Raw genomic sequence first — 20,697 nt, 5'->3', positions numbered from 1 at the left:
CGCGATCGTAGCAGTCACCGGCGGCACCCGGGATTAAGGTTCGGAGCATGACCGAACCCGCCGCAGCGACCGGGAAACCCGATGCCGCAACCGAACCCGGCGCCGCTGGCAGCACCCGTCCGCTGGCCGAACGCATCGACGATCTGACCCGCGTGATCGCCCGCCAGGCCGCCACCCTGCAGCGGCTCACCGACGATGCCAAGGCCCGCGCGCAGCGCGAACGCCTCGGCGCGGACCTGCCCCTGGTGGTCGAGCTGTTCGCCCTGTACAGCGATGCGCGGGCGCTGGCGGGCACCGCCGGATCCGGCACCGAGCGAACGGCTTTCGATACCTTCGCGGCCCGCGTGGAACGACTGCTGATCGGACGCGGCGGGCAGATCGTCAGTCCCGCACCGGGCAGCGCCTTCGACGCGCTGACGATGGAGGCCGCCGATATCACCGCCACCGCGGACCCGGCCGCGGACCGCACCGTCGACGCCGTGGTCGAAGCCGGCCTGACCGTCGCCGACCGCTCGGTGCGGGCCGCCCGAGTGGTCGTCCGCCGCCACCTGCCGGGCGAACAGGACTGACACCCCGGGGCTCCAGCGGCCAGGAACATTTAAGCAATTGCTTGCAGAAATTAAGCACTGATGCTTAATCTCGGCGCATGACCTATTCCTCCGCGACCGCGATCGTCACGGGCGCCGCCTCCGGGATCGGCCGTGCCCTCGTGACACGGCTGCTGGAGCGGGGCGCCACCGTGTACGCCGCCGATCGCGATGCCGAAGGGCTCGACCGGCTGGCCCCCGGCGACCGGCTCACGACCATGGTCACCGATGTCTCCGACCGCTCCGCCATTGCCGCCGTGATCGATCGGGCCGTCGGCGAAAGAGGCACGCTGGACCTGATTTTCAATAATGCGGGCATGGTGGTCGGCGGCGACTTCGAGGAGATGACCGAAGCAGCGTGGGACCGCATCATCGGCGTGAACCTGTGGGGTGTCATCCACGGCAGCCAGCTCGCCTACGCGGTCATGCGCAAGCAGGGCAGCGGGCACATTGTGAACACCGCCAGCAGTGCGGGCGTGCTGCCCGTCGCGCGGTCCACCGCCTATGCCGCCACCAAGCACGCCGTGGTCGGATTGAGCACCTCGCTGCGCGCCGAGGCCGCCGAGCACGGCATTCGGGTCAGCGCCGTCCTGCCCGGCGTGGTCGACACCGGCATCTTCGACAATGCGGTGAATCTCCCCGGCTACAACTACCGGGCCTCGATCGACAAACTGCCGTTCGCCAAGGTGACACCCCTCGACGCCGCCGACGCCATCCTGCACGGCGTCTCGAAGAACAAGCAGTTCATCACCTTTCCGGCCTACAACCGAATCATCATCGGGCTCAATCGACTCATGCCCGATGTGATGGCCCCGATCATCAATCGCGGAGGGCGACAATGACACCGGATATTCGCACCATCGATGTGGGACAGCCGATGACGCGCTTTGCGCGCGGCTGGCACTGTCTCGGCCTGGCCGAGAGTTTTCGGGACGGGCAGCCGCACTCCATCAGCGCTTTCGGGACCAAGTTGGTGATCTGGGCGGACAGTACCGGGGCATTGCACGCGCTCGACGGGTACTGCCGGCATATGGGCGCGGATCTGAGCTACGGGAGCATCAAGGGCGACAATATCGCCTGCCCGTTCCATGATTGGCGCTGGCGCGGCGACGGCAAGTGCGCCGCAATCCCTTATGCGCGCCGGGTGCCGCCGCTGGCCAAGACCCGCTCCTGGACCACCTGCGAGGAGAACGGGCAGTTCTTCGTCTGGAACGATCCGGAGGGCAATCCCCCGCAGCCCGAGGTCGCCATCCCGCACATCGAGGGCATGGGCACCGATCTGTGGAGCGACTGGAGCTGGAACTCACTGCTCATCGAGGGTGCGCACTGCCGCGAAATCATCGACAACAACGTCGATATGGCGCACTTCTTCTATATCCACTTCGCCTATCCGGTGTTCTTCAAGAATGTGTTCGAGGGCCATGTGGCCACGCAGTTCCTGCATTCGAAGGGGCGGCCGGATATGCATACGGCCTCGAACTATTCGACCGAGATGCAGCTGTTGCGTTCGGAGGCTTCGTATTTCGGGCCCTCGTACATGATCAACTACCTGCACAACGACTTCGGTGACAACACCGTGGAGGTGGCGCTGATCAACTGCCACTACCCGGTCACGCACAATTCGTTCATGCTGCAGTGGGGCGTCAGCGTGCAGCGCATCGAGGGCCTGCCGCCGGAGAAATCGCAGAAGCTGGCCAAGGCGTTCGGCAAGAGCTTCGGCGTCGGCTTCCTGCAGGACGTCGAGATCTGGAAGCACAAGACCCGCATCGACAATCCGCTGCTCACCCAGGAGGACGGACCGGTCTACCAGCACCGCCGCTGGTACGAGCAGTTCTACGTCGACGTCGCCGATATCACCCCGGATATGACCGCCCGCTTCGAATTCGAGGTCGACACCACACACGCCAATGAGAACTGGCGGGCCGAGGTCGCCGCCAATCTGGAAAAGCTTGCGGCGGAACAGAGTTAGGACGGCGACAGGGCCTCGTGACGGCGGCAGCGGGTTCGTGACGGCCGCACAGTCAGCGCGGCCCCGCGACGGCGGCGAGTAATTCGACCCCTGCCGGCAGACTGCCGTCGGCGTCCGCGTCGATGAGGAACGTCTCCAGCGTTTCGCGAAAGGCGTTGGCGGCGTGGGTCGGAGCGACATCCTTGCGGTGCGCCAGCGCGACCGTACGGTACAGGCCGGGCGCACCGCGACCACCGTCCAGCAGCAGCGGCGTGCCGCGCAGCCCGGGCCGCCCCGCCAGCACCATGCTCGGGACGACCGCCACCCCGAGCCCCACCTCCACGAACCGCAGGACCGCGTCCATCTCCCCGCCCTCGACCGCGAATCGGGGTTCGAATCCGGCGTGCCTGCACGCCGCGATCGTCGCCTCGCGCAGGTCGTATCCGGCCCGGAACATCACCAGCGGCCGGTCCCGCAGATCCGTGATGTGCAGGTGCGGCCGGTTCGGCAGCGAGGCGTCGTCGACCCGCGAGGCGACCACCAGGTTCTCCCGCAGCAGCGGGCTGGTGACCAGCGGCGTGTCCTCGGCGAGCGGCAGGATCACCAGGGCCAGGTCGAGCGCTCCCCTGGTCAGCTCCCGCACCAGATCGCGCGAGCCGCCCTCTTCCACCAGCAGTCTGATCCCCGGATAGCCGTCGTGGAAGCGCCGCAGGGTGTCCGCCAGCAGTCCTGAGCACAGTGACGGGGTGGCCCCCAGCCGGACCCGGCCGCGCCGCAGTCCGGCGAGCTCCTGCACCTCGAGCCGTGCGGTGTCCACATCGGCGAGGATTCGATTGGCGAGCGGGAGCAGCGCCTCACCCGCCGGGGTCAGGGTGATATTGCCTCTGGCCCGGCTGAACAGCGGAGCGCCGAGCTCACTCTCCAGGGCCCGGATCTGCTTGGACAGCGAGGGCTGCGCGACGCCCAGCGTTTCGGCCGCGTGCGTGAAGTGCCTGGTCGTCGCCACGGCCAGGAAGTACGACAACTGCTGCAACTGCACGTTCGACAGCCTAGGACCACGGACTTCCCGCCCCTGATTCCGGAGTCGCCGACCGCGCCGCGGCGTCTGCCGGGGTGTGAAAGCCCTCACGCCACGAAACCCCTACGGGGCGTAGTAATTACGCCCGCAGCTTGCTCCATAGACTGCGGCCATCGACACCAGAGCACTGCGGACTTGGACCTGCTGAGCAGTCCGGCCATATTTTCCGCAGGTGGCTATCGCAATACCCGCGCTGTACCGCTCGACGGTCGGCAAGAAGGCCGTCATGGCGGTGACCGGCGCCGTCCTCGTGCTGTTCCTGCTCGCGCATATGGCCGGGAATCTCAAGATCTTCCTGGGTGATTCGGACTTCGATCATTACGCCGGATGGCTGCGCACGCTGGGCGAGCCGGCGCTGCCGCACCGGTGGCTGCTGACCGGAATGGAGATCGTGCTCACCGTGAGCGTGATCCTGCACATGTGGTCGGCGGTCTCGCTCGCCCGCACGGCACGCCGCGCCAGGCCCGTCGGATACGCGGTCAAGAAGAAGTCGCACGCCCACGGTTATGCCGTGCACACCATGCGGTACGGCGGCGTCATCATTCTGCTGTTCCTCATCTGGCATCTGCTCGACCTGACCTTCGGCGCGGTGAACCCCGAGGGCGGCAATTCGACCCCGCATGCCAAGGTCGTCGCCGACTTCGAACCCTCACGCTGGTACATCACGCTGTTCTACGTCGTGGCCGTGGTCCTGGTGGGCGTGCACCTGCGGCACGGCATTCGCAGCGCCTTCCAAACACTCGGCCTGGCGAGCAGCCGCAGTTATGCCCGCTACGACCTGCTCGCCGCCGTCGTCTCGACACTGCTGGTCGTCGGATTCCTGGCAGTCCCGATCGCCGTCACATTCGGATGGGTGAAGTAATCATGAGCGAAACCTTGTACAGCAGCGGCGATCCGATCGCCGACAGCACCGCCCCGGCCGGGCCGATCGCCGACCGCTGGACCACCCGCAAATTCGAGGCCCGGCTGGTCAACCCCGCGAACAAGCGGAAGAAGAAGATCATCATCATCGGCACCGGCCTGGCCGGCGGCGCGGCCGGCGCCACACTGGGCGAACAGGGCTACCACGTCATCCAGTTCTGCTTCCAGGACTCCCCGCGCCGGGCCCACTCGATCGCCGCGCAGGGCGGCATCAATGCCGCCAAGAACTACCGCAATGACGGCGACAGCGTGCACCGCCTGTTCTACGACACGGTCAAGGGCGGCGACTACCGCTCCCGCGAATCGAATGTGCACCGCCTGGCCGAGATCTCCACGCAGATCATCGATCAGTGTGTGGCACAGGGCGTTCCGTTCGCCCGGGAGTACGGCGGCCTGCTCGACAACCGATCCTTCGGCGGCACACAGGTTTCCCGCACCTTCTATGCCCGCGGGCAGACGGGACAGCAGCTGCTGCTGGGCGCGTACCAGGCCCTGCTGCGCCAGGTCGATACGGGCACTGTCGAACTGCACGCGCGGCACGAGATGCTCGATCTGATCGTGGCCGACGGGGTGGCGCGGGGCGTGGTGGTCCGCGACCTCATCAGCGGTGAGATCAAGTCCTACACCGCCGATGCGGTGGTGCTGGCCTCCGGCGGGTACAGCAATGTCTACTTCCTCTCGACCAATGCCATGGGCTCGAATGTCACCGCCTCCTGGCGTGCGCACAAGCACGGCGCGTACTTCGCCAACCCGTGCTTCACCCAGATCCACCCGACCTGCATCCCGGTCTCGGGCGAGCACCAGTCGAAGCTGACCCTCATGTCGGAGTCGCTGCGCAATGACGGCCGGGTGTGGGTGCCGGAGCGGGTGGGCGACCAGCGGGCGCCCGGCGATATCCCGGAGGACGAGCGCGACTACTACCTGGAGCGCATCTACCCGGCGTTCGGCAATCTGGTCCCGCGCGATATCGCCTCCCGGGCGGCCAAGAACGTCTGCGACGAGGGGCGGGGCGTGGGTCCCGGCGGGCTCGGCGTCTACCTCGACTTCGCCGATGCGATCGCGCGGCTCGGCCTGGATGCGGTAGAAGCCAAGTACGGCAACCTCTTCACGATGTACGAGCGGATCACGGGCGAGGATCCGTACGAGCGGCCCATGCGCATCTACCCCGCCGTGCACTACACGATGGGCGGGCTGTGGGTCGACTACGACCTGCGCTCGACCATTCCCGGTCTGTTCGTGATCGGTGAGGCCAATTTCTCCGATCACGGCGCCAACCGGCTCGGCGCGTCGGCGCTCATGCAGGGGCTGGCCGACGGGTACTTCGTATTGCCGACCACCATCGGCGACTACCTGGCCAGCGGTCTCGCCGGGGAGGTACCCGATGTGGCGGTCGCGGAGGCCGAGCACCGGGTCACCTCGATGATCGACCGCTTGCTCTCGATCAACGGCGACCGGACGGTCGATTCCTTCCACCGCGAGCTCGGCCACATCATGTGGGAGTACTGCGGAATGGAGCGGACCGAGGAGGGCCTGCGCAAGGCGCTCGATCTGATTCCCGCTCTGCGCGCGGAGTTCTGGGAGCGGGTCACGGTGCCGGGCTCGGGCGCCGACCTCAACCAATCGCTGGAGCGCGCGGGCCGGGTGGCCGACTTCCTCGAACTGGCCGAACTCATGGTGATCGACGCCCTGCATCGCACCGAATCCGCGGGCGGGCATTTCCGCGCCGAATCGCGGACCGAGGACGGTGAAGCCCGGCGCGACGATCAGAACTTCTCCTATGTCGCGGCGTGGGAGTGGACCGGCGCCGGCGAACCGCCGACCCTCCATCGCGAAGCACTGAATTTCGAGTACGTCCACCCGGCCACCCGGTCCTACAAGTAATAAGGGGTGTCACCCATGAAACTCACACTGCGCATCTGGCGGCAGCGTGGTCCCCGGGACAACGGCGGACTGGTCGACTACCAGGTCGAGATCTCCTCCGACGCTTCGTTTCTGGAGATGCTCGATGTTCTCAACGAGCGTCTCACCGGCGAGGGCGAGGAGCCCGTCGCCTTCGATCACGACTGCCGCGAGGGCATCTGCGGCATGTGCTCGCTCGTCATCGACGGCACACCGCACGGCCCGGAAAAGGCGACCACCACCTGCCAGCTCCACATGCGGAAGTTCGCCGACGGCGACACCATCACAGTCGAACCGTGGCGGGCCAAGGCTTTTCCCGTCGTCAAGGATCTGGTCGTGGACCGCTCGGCGTTCGACCGGATCATCCAGGCGGGCGGCTACATCACCGCGCCGACCGGCGCCGCGCCGGAGGCCCATTCGGTGCCGGTCCCGAAACCCGATGCCGACTTCGCCTTCCAGGCGGCCGAATGCATCGGCTGCGGCGCGTGCGTGGCCGCCTGCCCCAATGGCTCGGCAATGCTGTTCACCGCCGCCAAGATCACCCACCTCGGCCTCCTGCCGCAGGGGCAACCGGAGCGATACTCCCGCGTGGCCGACATGCTGGAGACGCACGACGAGTTGGGATTCGGCGGCTGCACCAATACCGGCGAGTGCACACTCGCCTGCCCGAAGGAGATACCCCAGGACGTGATCGGACGCCTCAACAAGGATCTGCTGCGCGCGGCCAAGAAGGGACGCTGATCAGCATCAGGCCAACCGGCCCGGCACATCCGCGCCCACTCGGGCCCAGCGACCGGAGAGCGCCCGCCACGACACGGCGGCCAAGCGCAGCACCATGAAAGCGACCAGCCCCGTCCAGATTCCGGCGATGCCCCAGTCGTAGACCAGGGAGAGCCAGATGGCGGGGAGGAAGCCCAGGAACGCCGATCCCAGGGTGGCATTGCGCAGGAAGGCGGCGTCGCCCGCGCCGAGCAGCACGCCGTCCAGTGCGAAGACCACCCCGGCGATCGGAATGATGCCGACGAAGAACCACCACACCACATGGGTGCGGTCCAGCACCGACGGGTCGGTGGTGAACAAATTCGGTATGACCGAGTACCCGGCGGCGAAGACCACCGCCAGTATCACCGCGAACACGGTGGACCAGCCGGTGATGCGCCGCGCCAAACCCTGTGCGCCCCGTGCGTTTCCGGCCCCCAGGGCGGCGCCCACCAGGGTCTGCGCGGCAATGGCCAGCGAATCCAGGGTCAGGGAGAGGAAATTCCAGAGCTGCAGCACCAGTTGGTGCGCGGCCACCGACGCGGCCCCGAACCGGGAGGCCACCGCCGCTGCCGAGACGAAGCACGCCTGAAAGGACAGACTGCGCGCTATCAGATCCCGCCCCAGCACCAACTGCGCCTTCATGATCGCGATATGCGGCGCCAGCGGCACTTTGGACCGCCGTAGCGCAAGGACGAACAGGAGGGCGGTCACCACCTGTCCCGCCAGATTGGCCACTGCGGAGCCCTCCAGCCGCAGCCGCGGCGCGCCGAGCAGTCCGTGTACCAGGACCGGGCACAGCACGCCCGAAAGCACCAGTCCCGCAATCACATACAGCAGTGGGCGCCGAGTCTGCTGCACCCCGCGCATCCACCCGTTCCCGGCCATCGACAGCAGAATCAACGGCACTCCGAACAGGGCGATCCGCAACCAGGACTCCGCACCCGAGGCGATCTCGCTGCCACCGGCGATGGCGCGCGTCACCGGACCCGCAAAGATCTGCAGCACAACCACAATCGCCAATCCCACCCCGGCGGCAATCCAACTGGCCTGCACCCCTTCGCCGATCGCGCCACGCTCATCCCCCGCCCCGTGCCGCCGCGAGGCTCGCGAGGTCGTTCCGTAACTCAGAAACGTCAACTGGGTACTGACCTGCGCCAGAATCAATCCACCGACGGCCAGCCCGGCCAGCGCCAGCGCGCCCAAGCGCCCCACCACCGCCATATCGAACAGCAGATAGATCGGCTCGGCGATCAGTACTCCGAGGGTGGGCACCGCAATCCCGAGAATGCGCCCCGGTCCGGCGGCAGCCGGATCGCCGCCGGACCCCGACCGCGCCGAGGCCGTCACGACATGGGCGAATGCCTCCGCGGGATCATCCCCGCTCTGCTCGTCGAGACCGCTCATTCGATCACCATCGCACACCGCGCCGACCGATATGCCCGTCGACGCCACGGCGACTGCGGGTTTCTAGCTGGTGAGCGTCTTTTCGGTGGCCTGCAGACTCGCCATGGGCGGCCGGTCGGCGACCGACACCGCGCTGACCGTCCGACGCCAGGTTGTGCCCTCGGGTCGATACAGCGCCAGGCCGATGCCCGAATCGTGGATGCCGAGCCGATCGAGCAGGGTGGCGATGAGCTGCCGGCTCATGACGGCCAGTTCGTGGGTGGGGCGGTTGCGATGGATGCGCGTGCCCAGATCGACCTGGGCGATGGCCTGCGCACCGTAGCGCTGCCAGGCGTCGATGAGAATGCCGATCTCGACACCGTAGCCGGGCGCGAAGGGTATGCCGGTCAACAGCTTTCGGGTCGCGGCGTATTCACCGCCGAGCGGTTGCAGCACCTCGCCGAGTTCGGGAGCCAGCGCGGCGAGCAGCGGGCGCGCCACCAGCTGGGTGACCCTGCCGCCTCCGTCCGCATCGCCCGACGAGTCGGCGATGAGGGGGCGGCGGTAGTAGCCCTTCACCAGTTCGATGTGCTCCTCGAACAGCAGCGGGGCCAGCAGGGCCGGAACGAAGAGCGGATTCGGCGCCAGCAGGTCGGAGTCGATGAAGACGACGAGGTCGCCGGTGGTCACGGCCAGCGACCGCCACAGCACCTCCCCCTTGCCCGGCCGCGGCGTGATAGCGGGGATCGCCTGCTCGCGGGTGTAAACCGCGGTGGCACCGGCGGCTTCGGCAATGGGCACGGTCTGATCGGTGGAACCGGAGTCGATCACCACCAGTTCGTCCACCAGTGTTCCCACCAGACCCCGGATGGATCCGAGTACCCCGGCAATGGTCGCCTGCTCGTTCAGCGCCGGCAGCACCACCGAGACGGTGCGCCCGGCCTTGCGTTCGATCAGCTCCGGGATCGACCAATCCCGCTGGAACCAGGTGACTTCGGCGGAAACGCTCCGGTAGGTCATCGATCTATCCCTTCACCCGAATCGAGAATTGTGGTGTGCCAGTCCGGCCAGATATCGGACCAGCGGCGCAGCGGATGGTCACAGCGCCAGATGACGACGTGACGGGTGATGCCCGGAAAGCCGAGTGGGGCGTCCAACCGGAGTATCGGCCGAACCTCGGAGAACGTCTGGCGCAGTGGGGTTTCCGCTGAGTTCGCGCCGACGTAGAGCACAGTGGTGGCGGTTTCCGGCGGGCTGCCGAAGTAGGCGAACCCTCGGTTCGGGCTGTACACTGGCGGCAGGCCGACGCCCAGCTCATCGAGAGCTGCTGCCTGCCAATAGTTCTGAGCGACCAGGACCACATGCGCACTCGTATCCGGGTCCAGAGCGAGTACCGCCGCGTCGACGGCAGACACCAATTCCTCCCAGCCGCTCACACCGAACAGGCGCATTCGAAGCGACAGCGCGCGCTGCGTGTCCGCAGGTTCGCGCAGTGACGATGCGGGCAGCGGGAGTAGGACAACCACAGCTGAAGCGATCACCATCGACACTACGACCAGACCACGACCGGTGCAGTCGAGCCACATGCGACGGTCGCGATCGGCGTACCACACCGCGCCCGCCGCGAGCAGTACCGGGAACAGGCCCGCCAGGTAGTAGGGCCTGGAGTCGGTGACCATCACGAACAGCGCCTGCACCAGCACCGCGACTGCGGCAAATCGATAGGGGCGCAAGGCGGGAGACCGCAGCAGCGCCCACAATCCGGCGGCGGCCACCGGACCTCCGAGCACCCCGAGCAGCAGTGCCCACTGCATCGGCAATCCGCCCGCACCGCCGGTCGCCGCCCGCTGTTCGGCCGCGATGACCGGGCCCATGGCCAGCTGCGGCCAGCCGTGCCGCAGCTGCCACCACAGACTCGGAACCGTGGAGAGCCCGGCCATCGCAATCGCCGCCCACAGCAGTGGGCGGCGAAATACCGCACGCGGGCCGAAGACGAAGACTCCCAGCATAATTCCGGCGCCGAGGACCGGTATCAGCAGCTTCACCTGCATATCGACGACGGCAAGGACCGCAGCGCCGAGGAGCAGCCGATCGTCGCGAATTCTGCTCCAGCGCATCAGTATCCAGAGCAGCCCCGCGGACAGTGTGGCATCGATCGCGAAGGTGGACAGCGTTGCCGCCGCCGTGATCAGGAAGGGACTCGTGGCGTACGCGAGCGCCGCCACCCGCTGCGCTCCTCGGCCGCCACCGAACTCACGTGCCAGCGCGGCGCACACCCAGATCGCCGCCACCGCGCACACGATCGACGGAATCCGCAGCACGATAACCGATTCCGGCGCGATCCACCCCGCCACACGGGCCAGCAGCGGCACCAGCGGCCCCTGATCCGCGTACCCCATCGCAAGATGCCGCCCGGCCGAGAGGAAGTACAGCTCATCCCCGAAGTAGCCGTACCGCCCCGCCCGCAGGCACAGCACCACCGTCGTCACCCCCGCGATCACACCCACCCATCGCACGTCCCACGGCGGCAGCGCATCTCGGATGATCCCGCGCTGGGAGTCACCGGCCGCGCGACCGGGTTCCAGCGACAGCATGGCTGCGCCGGACCCCCTTGCCGACCGCGATGTATCCCCGGCCGCAGAGATCGCAACCCGTTGCGGCGCAACCTCTCCGGCAGAAGTCTCTGGTTGCTGCGGCCCGGTGCTCATGCCCGCCGCCTGGGCAGCGCGAGCGTGAGCACCGCGAGTAGCGCGGATACTCCGGCCATGATCCAGAGCACGGTGGTGAGCGCGGCGAGATAGGACTGCGCCGCAACCCGGGCGAAGAACACCATCCCCAGTACGGCCACTCCCACCGAACTGCCGACCTGCTGGACCGTCGGCACGATCCCCGACGCCGACCCGGCAGCACGATCGGCCACACCGGCAATCATCAACGGCGGTAGCGGCGCGGCGAACCAGCCCATACCCGCACCGGCCGCGAATACCGGCCATGCCAATTCCCTGATGTCCAACCCGGTCCCGGCCGCGTGCACGGTGTTCGCCGTCGCCCCCAACCCGACAGCGAACACCGTCACTCCGAGGGTCAGCACCCGGTTTCCGAACCGCGACACCAGCATCGGCGACGATAGCGCCCCGGCGACCGCACCGACCGCGAACGGCAGCATGACCAGCCCGGTATGTGACGCGGACCAGCCCAACCCCGACTGCGCCGTCACCGACACCGTGAACAGCAACGCGGTGAAGACCCCATAGAACACCGCCATGAGCACGGCCCCCACCCCGAACCCGCGATCAGCAAACAACTCCAGCCGCACCAACGGCTCCAACCCCCGATCCACCCGCCGCCGCTGCCCGGCTACGAACACCGCCAGCACCGGCCCCGAGAGCCCCAGCAATACGAACACCCCCGGCGGCCACCCCAACTCCCGCCCATAGGTCAGCGGATAAACCAGCAACCCCAGCCCCGCAGCCGACAGCACCGCCCCCCACACATCAAGCCGCCGCACCACCCCCACAGCAGCACCCGAGCGCGCACACTCCCCGACCGCAGCAGCACCCGAGCACGCACACTCCCCGACCGCAGCAGCACCCGAGCACGCACACTCCCCGACCGCAGCAGCACCCGAGCACGCACACTCCCCGACCGCAGCAGCACCCGAGCACGCACACTCCCCGACCGCAGCAGCACCCGAGTACGCACACTCCCCGACCACCGGAGCAGCACTCGAGCGCGCACACTCTTCCACCGGCTGCCCTGTTTCCGAAACAGCGTGCGCGGCATACCCAACCGGCATCCCCGGCTCGTAGGCCGAATGCCTGGCAGTTCCCTCCGGCCGCCCGGGATTTCCCGACACGCGCCCACGGCGCGCTGCTCGCCGCCCGAGGTTTCTCTCTCCCGATCCGAGCCGGTCCGCCGATGGCCCAAACTCCCTGCCCGGCTGTGTGGAGTCCCCAGTGGCGCGTTCGGGCTCTGCTACCGAGCTCTCTGCCCGTGCGCGCCGAATTGCCAGGGCCACAGCAACTCCGGCCAGCGGGATATTGATCAGAAAGACGGCGCGCCAACCCAGGGACAGCGGGTTCGCGTCTATCAGCGCGCCGCCGAGGGTGGGTCCGGTCATGCCCGCGAGGCCGGCTACCGCGCCGTAGAGACCGAAGGCGGTGGCTCGCGCCTGCTGCGGGAATGCGGCGGTGATGATGGCGATGGTTTGGGCGGAGGCCAAGGCGGCGGCGATGCCCGACACGGCTCGGGCCAGCACTAATTCCGTTGCACTGGAGCAGATTCCGCACCAGAGAGAGGCGACGGCGAATCCGGCCAGTGCGGCTGGGAAGACGACCCGCCTGCCGAGCACATCGCCTATGCGGGCGGCGGTCGGCAGCGCGCAGGCGAAGGTCAGGCCGTAGGCGCTGACTATCAGCAGTTCGGCGGACGGACTCGCCCCGAGATCCCGGGCCAGCGCGGGCATGGCGGTATGCACGATGGTCAGGTCCAGCATTTGCATGAATACCGCAATCAGGCACGCCGACATGGCAATCCACGCTCCCGGCGACCTCGCGGCGGCGTCCGCCCGGTCCGACTCCCGGACGGTCATGACAGGGCCGGGACCCGGACCGCGTAGTCCCCGTCCGCGGCCACCGTCGTGACGATGGTGACCAGCTTCTGCACATACCGGTCGACCGAGGCGTGCGCCTGCGGAGTGTCCGGGAACAGCAGGGTCAGGGTGGTCACATCGGTCATCCGATTGACCCAGAGGAAGACCTCGCCGGAGCTGCCGTCACTGCCGTACAGCCCGCCCTTGATGGCGTCGAACATATCCGCACCGGCCATTTTCCGGACATCGACATAGGACACCATGGGCGCCGCGAAACCTGGCCGGGTGCGAATGCCGAGGTCGGGCGTGACCAGCTCCAGCACGCGGTGCAGCGAGATATCCGTGAGATCCCGGGCCCGCTCGGTCGCCTCCTGCGCCACCGCCACCAGCGCGGTGAAGGTGTCCACGGACTCCACCGGCACCACCACCGGAATGAGATTGGTGTACCAGCCCACCGAGTCCATCTCCCCCGGCAGGAATCGCGTATTGGCCGGGGTGAAGCCGAAATAGCCTTCCTTGCCGGTCAATTCGAATTCCGCCAGCGCGACGGCCGCGAACAATCCGCCGAAGAATCGCCCGCCGTGCTCCTCGCACACCTGCTCGAAGCGCAGCATATCGGTCTCGCTCAGCAGCGGAATGGTGAGCTGCGCACCCCGGCTGTAGCCGCCCGCCGCGCCGAGATCGAGCGGGAAGTGCGGTACCTGACCGTCATTGCGCCGCAACAGCTCCACCCACCGGTGGACCGAGTCCGACTCCAGGGTGAGCTGCCCGTTGAGGCGGCGCTCACGCGCGCAATAGCCGATATGACCGTCGACCGGCGGCAAAGCCAGTGCGCCACCGGATAATTCGGTGCCGTACAGCAGGAGCAGTTCCACACACGACAGCGCCTGCGCCACACCGTCGGTGTGCAGATGATCGACGGCCGCGTACATGGTGAACGATCCGGGACGCTCGATGATCCCGAAGGAGAAGCAATCCCATTCGAAGGGGCCCGGCGTCTCGGCTTGCACCCGTTCGCGCAGCGCGCCGAGATCGGTGAACTCACCGTACGCGGCGGGCGTGAAATCGATATCCGCCGGATCCGCCACATGGCGGACGAACCACTCACCGCGCTCCGGCGCGAACCAGCTGTGGAAGGTGTCGTGCCGGCGCAGGAACGCATTCACCGTAGCGGTCATGGCCCGCTGGTCCGGCACCCCGGGTATATCGAACGAGATCATGCATATTCGTGAAACCCGCAATCCCGCACCATCATTGCGCTGTGCCGCCCGCAGATACGCCTCCTGCTGATACGACGGCCCCACGTCGTGCGCGGGCGCCCGCCGCACCGCCGCCCGCGAGTGCGGCGATGCTGTCCAGGTGGTGAGCCGGCCCGGCTCCGGATGCCAGTCGTCGAACAGACCGAATGCGACCATGATGACCCTCGATTCCTACAGCTGAGAACCACGCGTCGCCGCCGGGATCATGTGTCCGGCGGTAACAGATTTTCGAGTGAACGGCACGCGGCGGCCCCCTGACCAGCGCCGCGCCGAAAGTCTGTGATCATTCCCAAGCCTGTGTGCCGTCGACCGGACGGTCTCCCAAAGCTTCGCGACATTCATTGTCGCGGCATGGCTTTGGTCCTAACGTGACCAGCCGACCGGCTCCACTCCAGACGATCGGAGGTCTCGGGTGAAGGCAGCAGGCCCACTCGTATCGCTCGCACTCGCCCTCGCACTGCCGTGGCTCGGTGTCGCGGCTCCGGCACGGGCGGAGCCGACGGCAGCTGCCGCGGTGCTGGCGGCCGCGCATCTCGCGCCGGACGGTTCCGGCTTGCTCGCGGTGACCGAGGACTCCGGCGGCCTGCTCGATATGCGCGTGCACTCCACCGCCATGAATTCCGATATCGCGCTGAAAGTTCTTCGCGCACCGGATGGTTCGGCTCCGGCGCCCACCCTCTACCTGCTCAACGGCGCGGCGGGCGGGTCCGATGCCAGCAGCTGGACGGACCGGACCGATATCGTCGACTTCTTCCACGACAAGCAGGTCACGGTCGTCGTGCCCATGGGCGGCAGTGGCAGCTACTTCACCGATTGGCGCACCGACGATCCCGCGCTGGGCCGGGTGCGGTGGAGCACCTTTCTCACCCGTGAATTGCCGCCCATTATCGATTCGGCGCTGAACGGCACCGGCGCGAACGCCGTCGCGGGCATCTCCATGGCCGGCACCTCCGTCTTCCAGTTGGCGCTCGACGCACCCGGCCGGTACCGCGCCATCGGCTCCTACAGCGGCTGCGCCCGCACCAGCGATCCGGTCGGCCAGGCCTTCGTCGATGCGGTGGTGCTGCGCTGGCACGGCAATCCCGTCAATATGTGGGGCGCACCGGATGATCCGGCCTGGACTGCCAACGATCCCTACCTGCATGCCGACCGACTCCGCGGCACCGCCGTCTACGTCTCGACCGGTACCGGTCTCCCGGGTCCCCTCGACACCCTCGACGGACCCGGAATACACGGCAGCGCAGCCACACTCGTCAGTCAGCTCACCAGCGGCGGCGTGCTCGAGGCCATTACCGATCGCTGCGCGCTGGCATTGCGCGACCGTCTCCAAACCCTGGGCATACCAGCCACTTTCAACCTGCGCCCGGCCGGAACCCACTCCTGGGGCTACTGGCAGCAAGATCTGCACGACTCCTGGCCCCTGTTCGCCCGAGCCCTGCACGGGTGATCCACACCGCGCCGGGGGAAAAAGACCTGCACCGCATCGGGCACTCGAGGCAGGCTGGGCACATGACTCCACTCGACACCGCCATCACCGCGGTCACCGTGTACCCGGACCGAGCCCGCGTGACCCGATCCGGCAAGGCGAATCTGGTGGCGGGCGAGCATCGGATACGGGTGGCGCCCCTGCCCACCGGCCTGCTGCACGATTCGATCCGGGTTGCCGGACAGGGCGATGTGACGGTGCTCGGCGTCGATATCGTGACCGAGCGGCAGGCGGTGACCAGTGACGAGCAGGTCGCGGACCTGCTGGCCCGCATGCGCACCCTGGACGCGGCGATGACCGAGCTCGCCGACGCCGACCGCGCCGCGGAGGCCCGTGTGGCATTTCTGAAGCGGCTCGCCCAGCGGTCCGCCGAGCGGCTGGCGAAGGCCGATGAGGATCGCGTCATCGAATTCGCCGACAGCCTCGAAGCACAGTACGGGGCCGTCCACGCCGCACGGCGGGAGCGGGAACGACTGCGGCAGGAGCACATTCGCGAACACCAGGCCCTCGAGCGGCAATTGGCGGACCTGCGCGGAAAGAACCGGACCGATATCACGGCCGCGGTGATCACCGTCGATGCCGCACAGCCGGTGACCGTGGACCTCGAGGTGTCCTATGTGGTGCCGGGTGCGAGCTGGTACAGCACCTACGATCTGCGCCTCGGCGAGACCGGGCTGACGCTGCGCTGGTTCGGGCTGGTGCGCCAGAGCACGGGCGAGGACTGGCCCGAATGCCGGTTGCAGCTGTCCACCGCCCGTCCGGCGCAGGCGCTGGACGTCCCCGAATTGGATCCGTGGTTCATCAGCTCGGTAGCACCGCAGGTTGAGATCAACGCCATGATGGCCCATAGCCGCCGGTATGAAGAATCGGACTCCGATCTAGCGGTGCCGAGTTTCATGGGCGCGGCGCCTAGCGCGGCCGCACCCCGCGCGTCGAGGTCCGCCCCGGTCCGCGAATCCGTAGCCGCCGTCGAACAAGGCATCACTGCGGCGACCTACACGCCACAGCGCACCATTGCAGTACCGTCCGACGGCACCGCGCACCGCGCCATGATCACGGCCCTCGATCTGGAAGCGCAACTCGATCATGTGACCGCGCCGGTGCAGTCGCTGGAGGCGGTGCTGCGCGCCACGGCCCGCAATACCTCCGAGCACACGCTCCCCGCCGGCCGCGCGGCCCTGTTCCACGACACCGAATACGTCGGCGCCACCGACCTCGAGACCTGGGCCCCCGGCGAGGAGCGCGAACTCGCACTCGGCGTCGACGACCGCATCCGCGTCGAACGAGAACTGGTGCGCCGCAATGCCACCAAGGCCACACTGGGCTCCGCCCGCCGCACCGAGGTCGAATACATGATCACCCTCAGCAACCACGGCACCCGCCCCGCCACCGTGACAGTCCTGGACCGCCTCCCCGTATCCCGCGACGCCGCCATCACCGTCCGCGAAACCACCACCAAACCCCAGCCCGCCGACCGCGACGAACTCGGCGTCCTCACCTGGAAAACCGACCTGTCCCCCCAAGCCGAAACCACCATCACCTTCGGCTACCGAGTCGAATCCGCCAAGGGCATCACCATCTACGGCCTCGACGACTGACCACTCCCCCCCGTTCGCCGACGGCAGTGTCACGTACTGCCGTCGGCGAACACCCCACCGCGACGCAGCGCTGAAAGCAGGGCGCGACACGGCGAATGATGGTGCGCAGGTTTAGCGAATTGTCTACGCCGCGCAGAGGGATACCCATCGGACAGCTCGATCTGCGAACACTAAGCTGATCTCGCGGAACGTCGGAGCACGGGGGGCGACATGGTCAATGGCGTTGAGGCGCTGCGCAAGTGGCTGTCACGGATTGCTGCGGCGGCGGGCGCACTGGGTGCCGGTTTGATCGTCGGCGGGACGGCACTCGCGGTCTACAGCCGCTGCTTCGCATCAACACGATCACTGCACAAAGAGTGGCTGGACCGCGGAGCCTGGTTCACCGCCGGCCCAGGGGTGGAGATCTCGGTGCTCCCCGGTTACCTCGCCACCGCGGCCCTACTGACCGGAATCGCGATGCTGGTCACGGTGGCGGTCGTCGTGGTCCGCGTGGTGCGGCGATGGGACAGCTATCTGGGGCTGAACGCCCTCGTCGCGCTATCGACGATCGGTGCGGTAGTCGTGCTGCCATTCATGGCAGTGCACTATCACCTGCTCGAGGCATATCGCCTGATCAGTTTCGAGTACCAGCTTTTCGAGATGCTGCCCACCGCGATCGCGGCCGCCGGTGTGCTGGTCGCCGGAACGGTACTGTTCGTGCCGATCGCGCTTCGACCCGTACACACCCGCACCTTGCCGATACAGGTACTCGCTCTATTGCTGACGACCGGGATGCTGGTATCGGCCGGCGTCGCTGTTGCTGCCGTCCGCCTGGGTGATGATCAGCGAAATATAGATCATACGACAGCATCCCGGACGGAGTCTGCGGCTGTACCGGACCGGCTCGGCGCGGAGCGCTACCGGATACCGATTCCGGTAGCGCCCAACTATTTCGGCGAAACGGCTGCCGATGACGTGGTGCCCGCGGGCGCGGGATTCGTCATCGCCTCGGCGCAGGGTTTGACGGCCTATGACGGTTCGACCGGCCTGCCCCGCTGGCACTACCTGCGACGGAACGTCGAACGCGACGGCCGGTTCGGCCCGGCCTACATACCGCGAACGCTGCGGCCGCTCGATAACGGAGCGATGGTCCTCGCGCTGTGGGATCAGTTGGGCTGGATCGCCTTCGACGCCTCGACCGGGGAAATCCTCTGGCAGGGTTCGGATTTCACCCGCGACACTGTGCCCGGAGTGTCGTGGGAGTTTCCCGGCAGCGAGCTCCGGACCGATTCCGAGGCCTTGATCCTGGTGGGCGACAACCGGATCACGGGTTACGACTCGCGCAGCGGGCTTCGGCTGTGGTCAGCGGATACGACCACTCCGGAATGTAAACCGTCCAAGTCCGACGTCGCCGCCACCGAGACAGTGGTGTATCAGATCTCCCGCTGCACGAATCACAGCGAATTCTGGTTCACCTCAACAGTCCGGGACGCCCGAACGGGTGTAGTGATCGGGACACGCGAAGTCGGCAGAAGCGCGGAGACGAACGCCCCGGAGTCGGTGGCGTCTATCAAACGGTTCGGCGGTGTCGTCGTCATATGGTGGCTCGAAATGAACGACACACACCACATCGTCTTCGCGATGCCCCAGCAACTCGCCACCACACCGGTCACCGACGAGAAAGACTATCTGCCCATCGGCGGCGACCAGGCCGGCACCGAGGCGCTGGTCGACAAATCGACCCACACCGATGATGGCTACAACCACGATCGTCTCCCCGTCCTCGAACTCCCCGAGGGCGCCGAAAAATACACTTTGACCGGGCCTGAGCCGGATCACGACAGCCCGCTACTCTTCCTACCGGCGGAAATCGTCGCCGTATTCCGCTACGGCAGCACCGAAGGCAATCCCCGATCCAGCCTGCAGTCATGGAGCCGCGACAATGGCGGACCGGCAGCGGACCGGCCGATCGCCTCCGATAACCGCACATGTGACTTCACGCAGCTTATGGCCGCGCCCGGCGCGACACTGGCATTGTGCGTGGAGGATCAGTCCGCAGAGCTGGTGGGTTTCGGCTCGGTGAGGTAATCGCCCGGACCGCAACGCCATTCAGGCGGCAGCGAACCTCGCGAATGGCGTGCTCGATGGGCCCGGCGGGGCGATCGCGGGGGCCGCAGCCGGATTCAGGGTTGAGCGAGCTCTCGGGTCAGGTTCTCTATGAGTTCGCCGGGGCTGCCGGTGGTGGAGTAGCCGGCGGCGTAGCGGTGGCCGCCGCCGCCCAAAGCTCCTGCGACGCAGGCGACGTCGACTCCCGGTGAGCCGTCGGCACTGTCGTGCGAGCGGAGGGAGACCGTCCACTGCCCGGAGGTGCTGCGGGTTTCCTTGAACACGGCCGCCACCTGGGCCTCGGAGGTGGTGCGGATGAGGTCGATAATGCTCTCGACCTCCTCCGAGCGCACACCGACGGTGTCCTCACGGCGGACGAAGACGTAGACCAGGCCGGCACCGTTCGCGGCCTCGCGATCCAGCTCCGCCGAGGCGAGCACGCGCGACAGCATGGGCAGCCAGGCGAAGGGGTGGGTGTCCATGAGGGTCCGGGTGATCCCGGCGCCATCGATACCGGTGGCCAGCAGACGCTCGGCGAGAGCGTGGGAACCGGGCCGGGCCCATTTGAACGAGCCGGTGTCGGTGACCAGACCGGCAAAGAGGCAGTACGCGATGTCGCGGTCGATCGGTTCACCCCAGGCGTCCAGCACCCGGGCGACCAAACCCGCTGTGGATTCAGCGTTTTCGTCGATGACGTTCACCATGCCGAAGCGGGTGTTGGAGCGATGATGGTCCAGCACCAGGCTGATGCGTGCGCCGCCGAGACGGTCCGCGAGCGCACCCAGCCGACCGGCACTGCCGCAGTCCACCGCGACCAGCACATCGACCTCACGCACGACCTGCTTGGCCGGCACCAGCAGTTCGGTGCCGGGCAGCCCGCGCATGGACACCGGCAGCTCCGACGGCTCGGCGAAGGACACCTGCACCGGCACTCCCCGCCGGCGCAGCACCTGCGCCAGAGCCAGCCCGCTGCCTATGGTGTCGGCATCGGGCTGGACATGGCACAGCACCGTGACCGATCGGGCGGTGTCGAGTACCGACACCGCCGCGGCCAGATCGACCGGTTCCGTCACCGGCGGTCTCCTCCCCCGCAGAAGATC

At 67.5% G+C, this 20,697-nt stretch carries 16 protein-coding genes; 9 read left to right on the top strand and 7 right to left on the bottom strand.

Annotated elements, in window-relative coordinates:
* Positions 1-47: 47 nt before the first annotated feature.
* From OG326_RS13295 to OG326_RS13285, 3 genes are all read left to right on the top strand, one after another.
* Positions 48-569, top strand: coding sequence for a nucleotide exchange factor GrpE (locus tag OG326_RS13295; RefSeq protein WP_327144940.1), 522 nt, complete (start codon positions 48-50; stop codon positions 567-569).
* 77 nt (positions 570-646) lie between these two features.
* Positions 647-1,429, top strand: a complete 783-nt coding sequence (locus OG326_RS13290; protein ID WP_327144939.1) for an SDR family NAD(P)-dependent oxidoreductase — start codon at positions 647-649, stop codon at positions 1,427-1,429.
* Positions 1,426-2,556 carry a Rieske 2Fe-2S domain-containing protein gene (locus tag OG326_RS13285; protein WP_327144938.1) on the top strand — a complete coding sequence of 377 codons (1,131 nt, stop codon included), beginning with the start codon at positions 1,426-1,428 and terminating at the stop codon, positions 2,554-2,556. The genes OG326_RS13290 and OG326_RS13285 overlap by 4 nt, the downstream gene beginning before the upstream one ends.
* 52 nt (positions 2,557-2,608) lie before the next feature.
* Here OG326_RS13285 and OG326_RS13280 read toward each other — a convergent pair whose 3' ends face one another.
* Positions 2,609-3,574 (bottom strand): LysR family transcriptional regulator, encoded by a 966-nt coding sequence (locus tag OG326_RS13280; RefSeq protein WP_327144937.1) that lies wholly within the window; start codon positions 3,572-3,574, stop codon positions 2,609-2,611.
* A 211-nt stretch (positions 3,575-3,785) separates the two neighbouring features.
* On the opposite strand from OG326_RS13280, the gene OG326_RS13275 reads away from it, so the two are divergent.
* The 3 genes from OG326_RS13275 to OG326_RS13265 are packed head-to-tail and all read left to right on the top strand — an operon-like array spanning position 3,786 to position 7,174.
* Entirely contained in the window at positions 3,786-4,475 is a 690-nt protein-coding gene (locus tag OG326_RS13275; RefSeq protein WP_327144936.1) for a succinate dehydrogenase cytochrome b subunit, read from the top strand.
* Positions 4,476-4,477: 2 nt separating this feature from the next.
* Entirely contained in the window at positions 4,478-6,415 is a 1,938-nt protein-coding gene (locus tag OG326_RS13270; RefSeq protein ID WP_327144935.1) for a fumarate reductase/succinate dehydrogenase flavoprotein subunit, read from the top strand.
* A 15-nt stretch (positions 6,416-6,430) separates the two neighbouring features.
* Positions 6,431-7,174 carry a succinate dehydrogenase/fumarate reductase iron-sulfur subunit gene (locus tag OG326_RS13265; protein ID WP_327144934.1) on the top strand — a complete coding sequence of 248 codons (744 nt, stop codon included), beginning with the start codon at positions 6,431-6,433 and terminating at the stop codon, positions 7,172-7,174.
* Between the two features lie 6 nt (positions 7,175-7,180).
* Here the strand turns inward: OG326_RS13265 and OG326_RS13260 are convergent, their stop codons facing one another.
* The 5 genes from OG326_RS13260 to OG326_RS13240 form a co-directional block, all read right to left on the bottom strand.
* Positions 7,181-8,599 (bottom strand): MATE family efflux transporter, encoded by a 1,419-nt coding sequence (locus OG326_RS13260; protein ID WP_327144933.1) that lies wholly within the window; start codon positions 8,597-8,599, stop codon positions 7,181-7,183.
* 63 nt (positions 8,600-8,662) lie between these two features.
* On the bottom strand, positions 8,663-9,598 hold the full coding sequence (locus OG326_RS13255) for a glucosyl-3-phosphoglycerate synthase (protein ID WP_327144932.1): 936 nt from the start codon (positions 9,596-9,598) through the stop codon (positions 8,663-8,665).
* Positions 9,595-11,172 (bottom strand): glycosyltransferase family 39 protein, encoded by a 1,578-nt coding sequence (locus tag OG326_RS13250; RefSeq protein WP_327144931.1) that lies wholly within the window; start codon positions 11,170-11,172, stop codon positions 9,595-9,597. The genes OG326_RS13255 and OG326_RS13250 overlap by 4 nt, the downstream gene beginning before the upstream one ends.
* Positions 11,173-11,282: 110 nt before the next feature.
* On the bottom strand, positions 11,283-13,106 hold the full coding sequence (locus tag OG326_RS13245; protein WP_327144930.1) for an MFS transporter: 1,824 nt from the start codon (positions 13,104-13,106) through the stop codon (positions 11,283-11,285).
* A gap of 59 nt (positions 13,107-13,165) precedes the next feature.
* Complete coding sequence (locus OG326_RS13240) at positions 13,166-14,584, bottom strand: condensation domain-containing protein (protein WP_327144929.1); 1,419 nt, start codon at positions 14,582-14,584, stop codon at positions 13,166-13,168.
* 256 nt (positions 14,585-14,840) lie between these two features.
* On the opposite strand from OG326_RS13240, the gene OG326_RS13235 reads away from it, so the two are divergent.
* From OG326_RS13235 to OG326_RS13225, 3 genes are all read left to right on the top strand, one after another.
* On the top strand, positions 14,841-15,875 hold the full coding sequence (locus OG326_RS13235; RefSeq protein ID WP_327144928.1) for an alpha/beta hydrolase: 1,035 nt from the start codon (positions 14,841-14,843) through the stop codon (positions 15,873-15,875).
* A gap of 62 nt (positions 15,876-15,937) precedes the next feature.
* Entirely contained in the window at positions 15,938-17,512 is a 1,575-nt protein-coding gene (locus OG326_RS13230) for a DUF4139 domain-containing protein (RefSeq protein ID WP_327144927.1), read from the top strand.
* 210 nt (positions 17,513-17,722) lie between these two features.
* On the top strand, positions 17,723-19,579 hold the full coding sequence (locus OG326_RS13225; protein ID WP_327144926.1) for an outer membrane protein assembly factor BamB family protein: 1,857 nt from the start codon (positions 17,723-17,725) through the stop codon (positions 19,577-19,579).
* A gap of 95 nt (positions 19,580-19,674) precedes the next feature.
* On the opposite strand, the gene OG326_RS13220 is transcribed toward OG326_RS13225, so the two are convergent.
* Positions 19,675-20,670, bottom strand: coding sequence for a DHH family phosphoesterase (locus tag OG326_RS13220; RefSeq protein WP_327144925.1), 996 nt, complete (start codon positions 20,668-20,670; stop codon positions 19,675-19,677).
* Positions 20,671-20,697 lie beyond the last annotated feature (27 nt).

Source organism: Nocardia sp. NBC_01327 (genome assembly GCF_035958815.1).
Lineage (GTDB): Bacteria > Actinomycetota > Actinomycetes > Mycobacteriales > Mycobacteriaceae > Nocardia.
The sequence above is the reverse complement of the archived record's forward strand: the minus strand, read 5'-3'. Positions and strand labels throughout refer to the sequence as shown.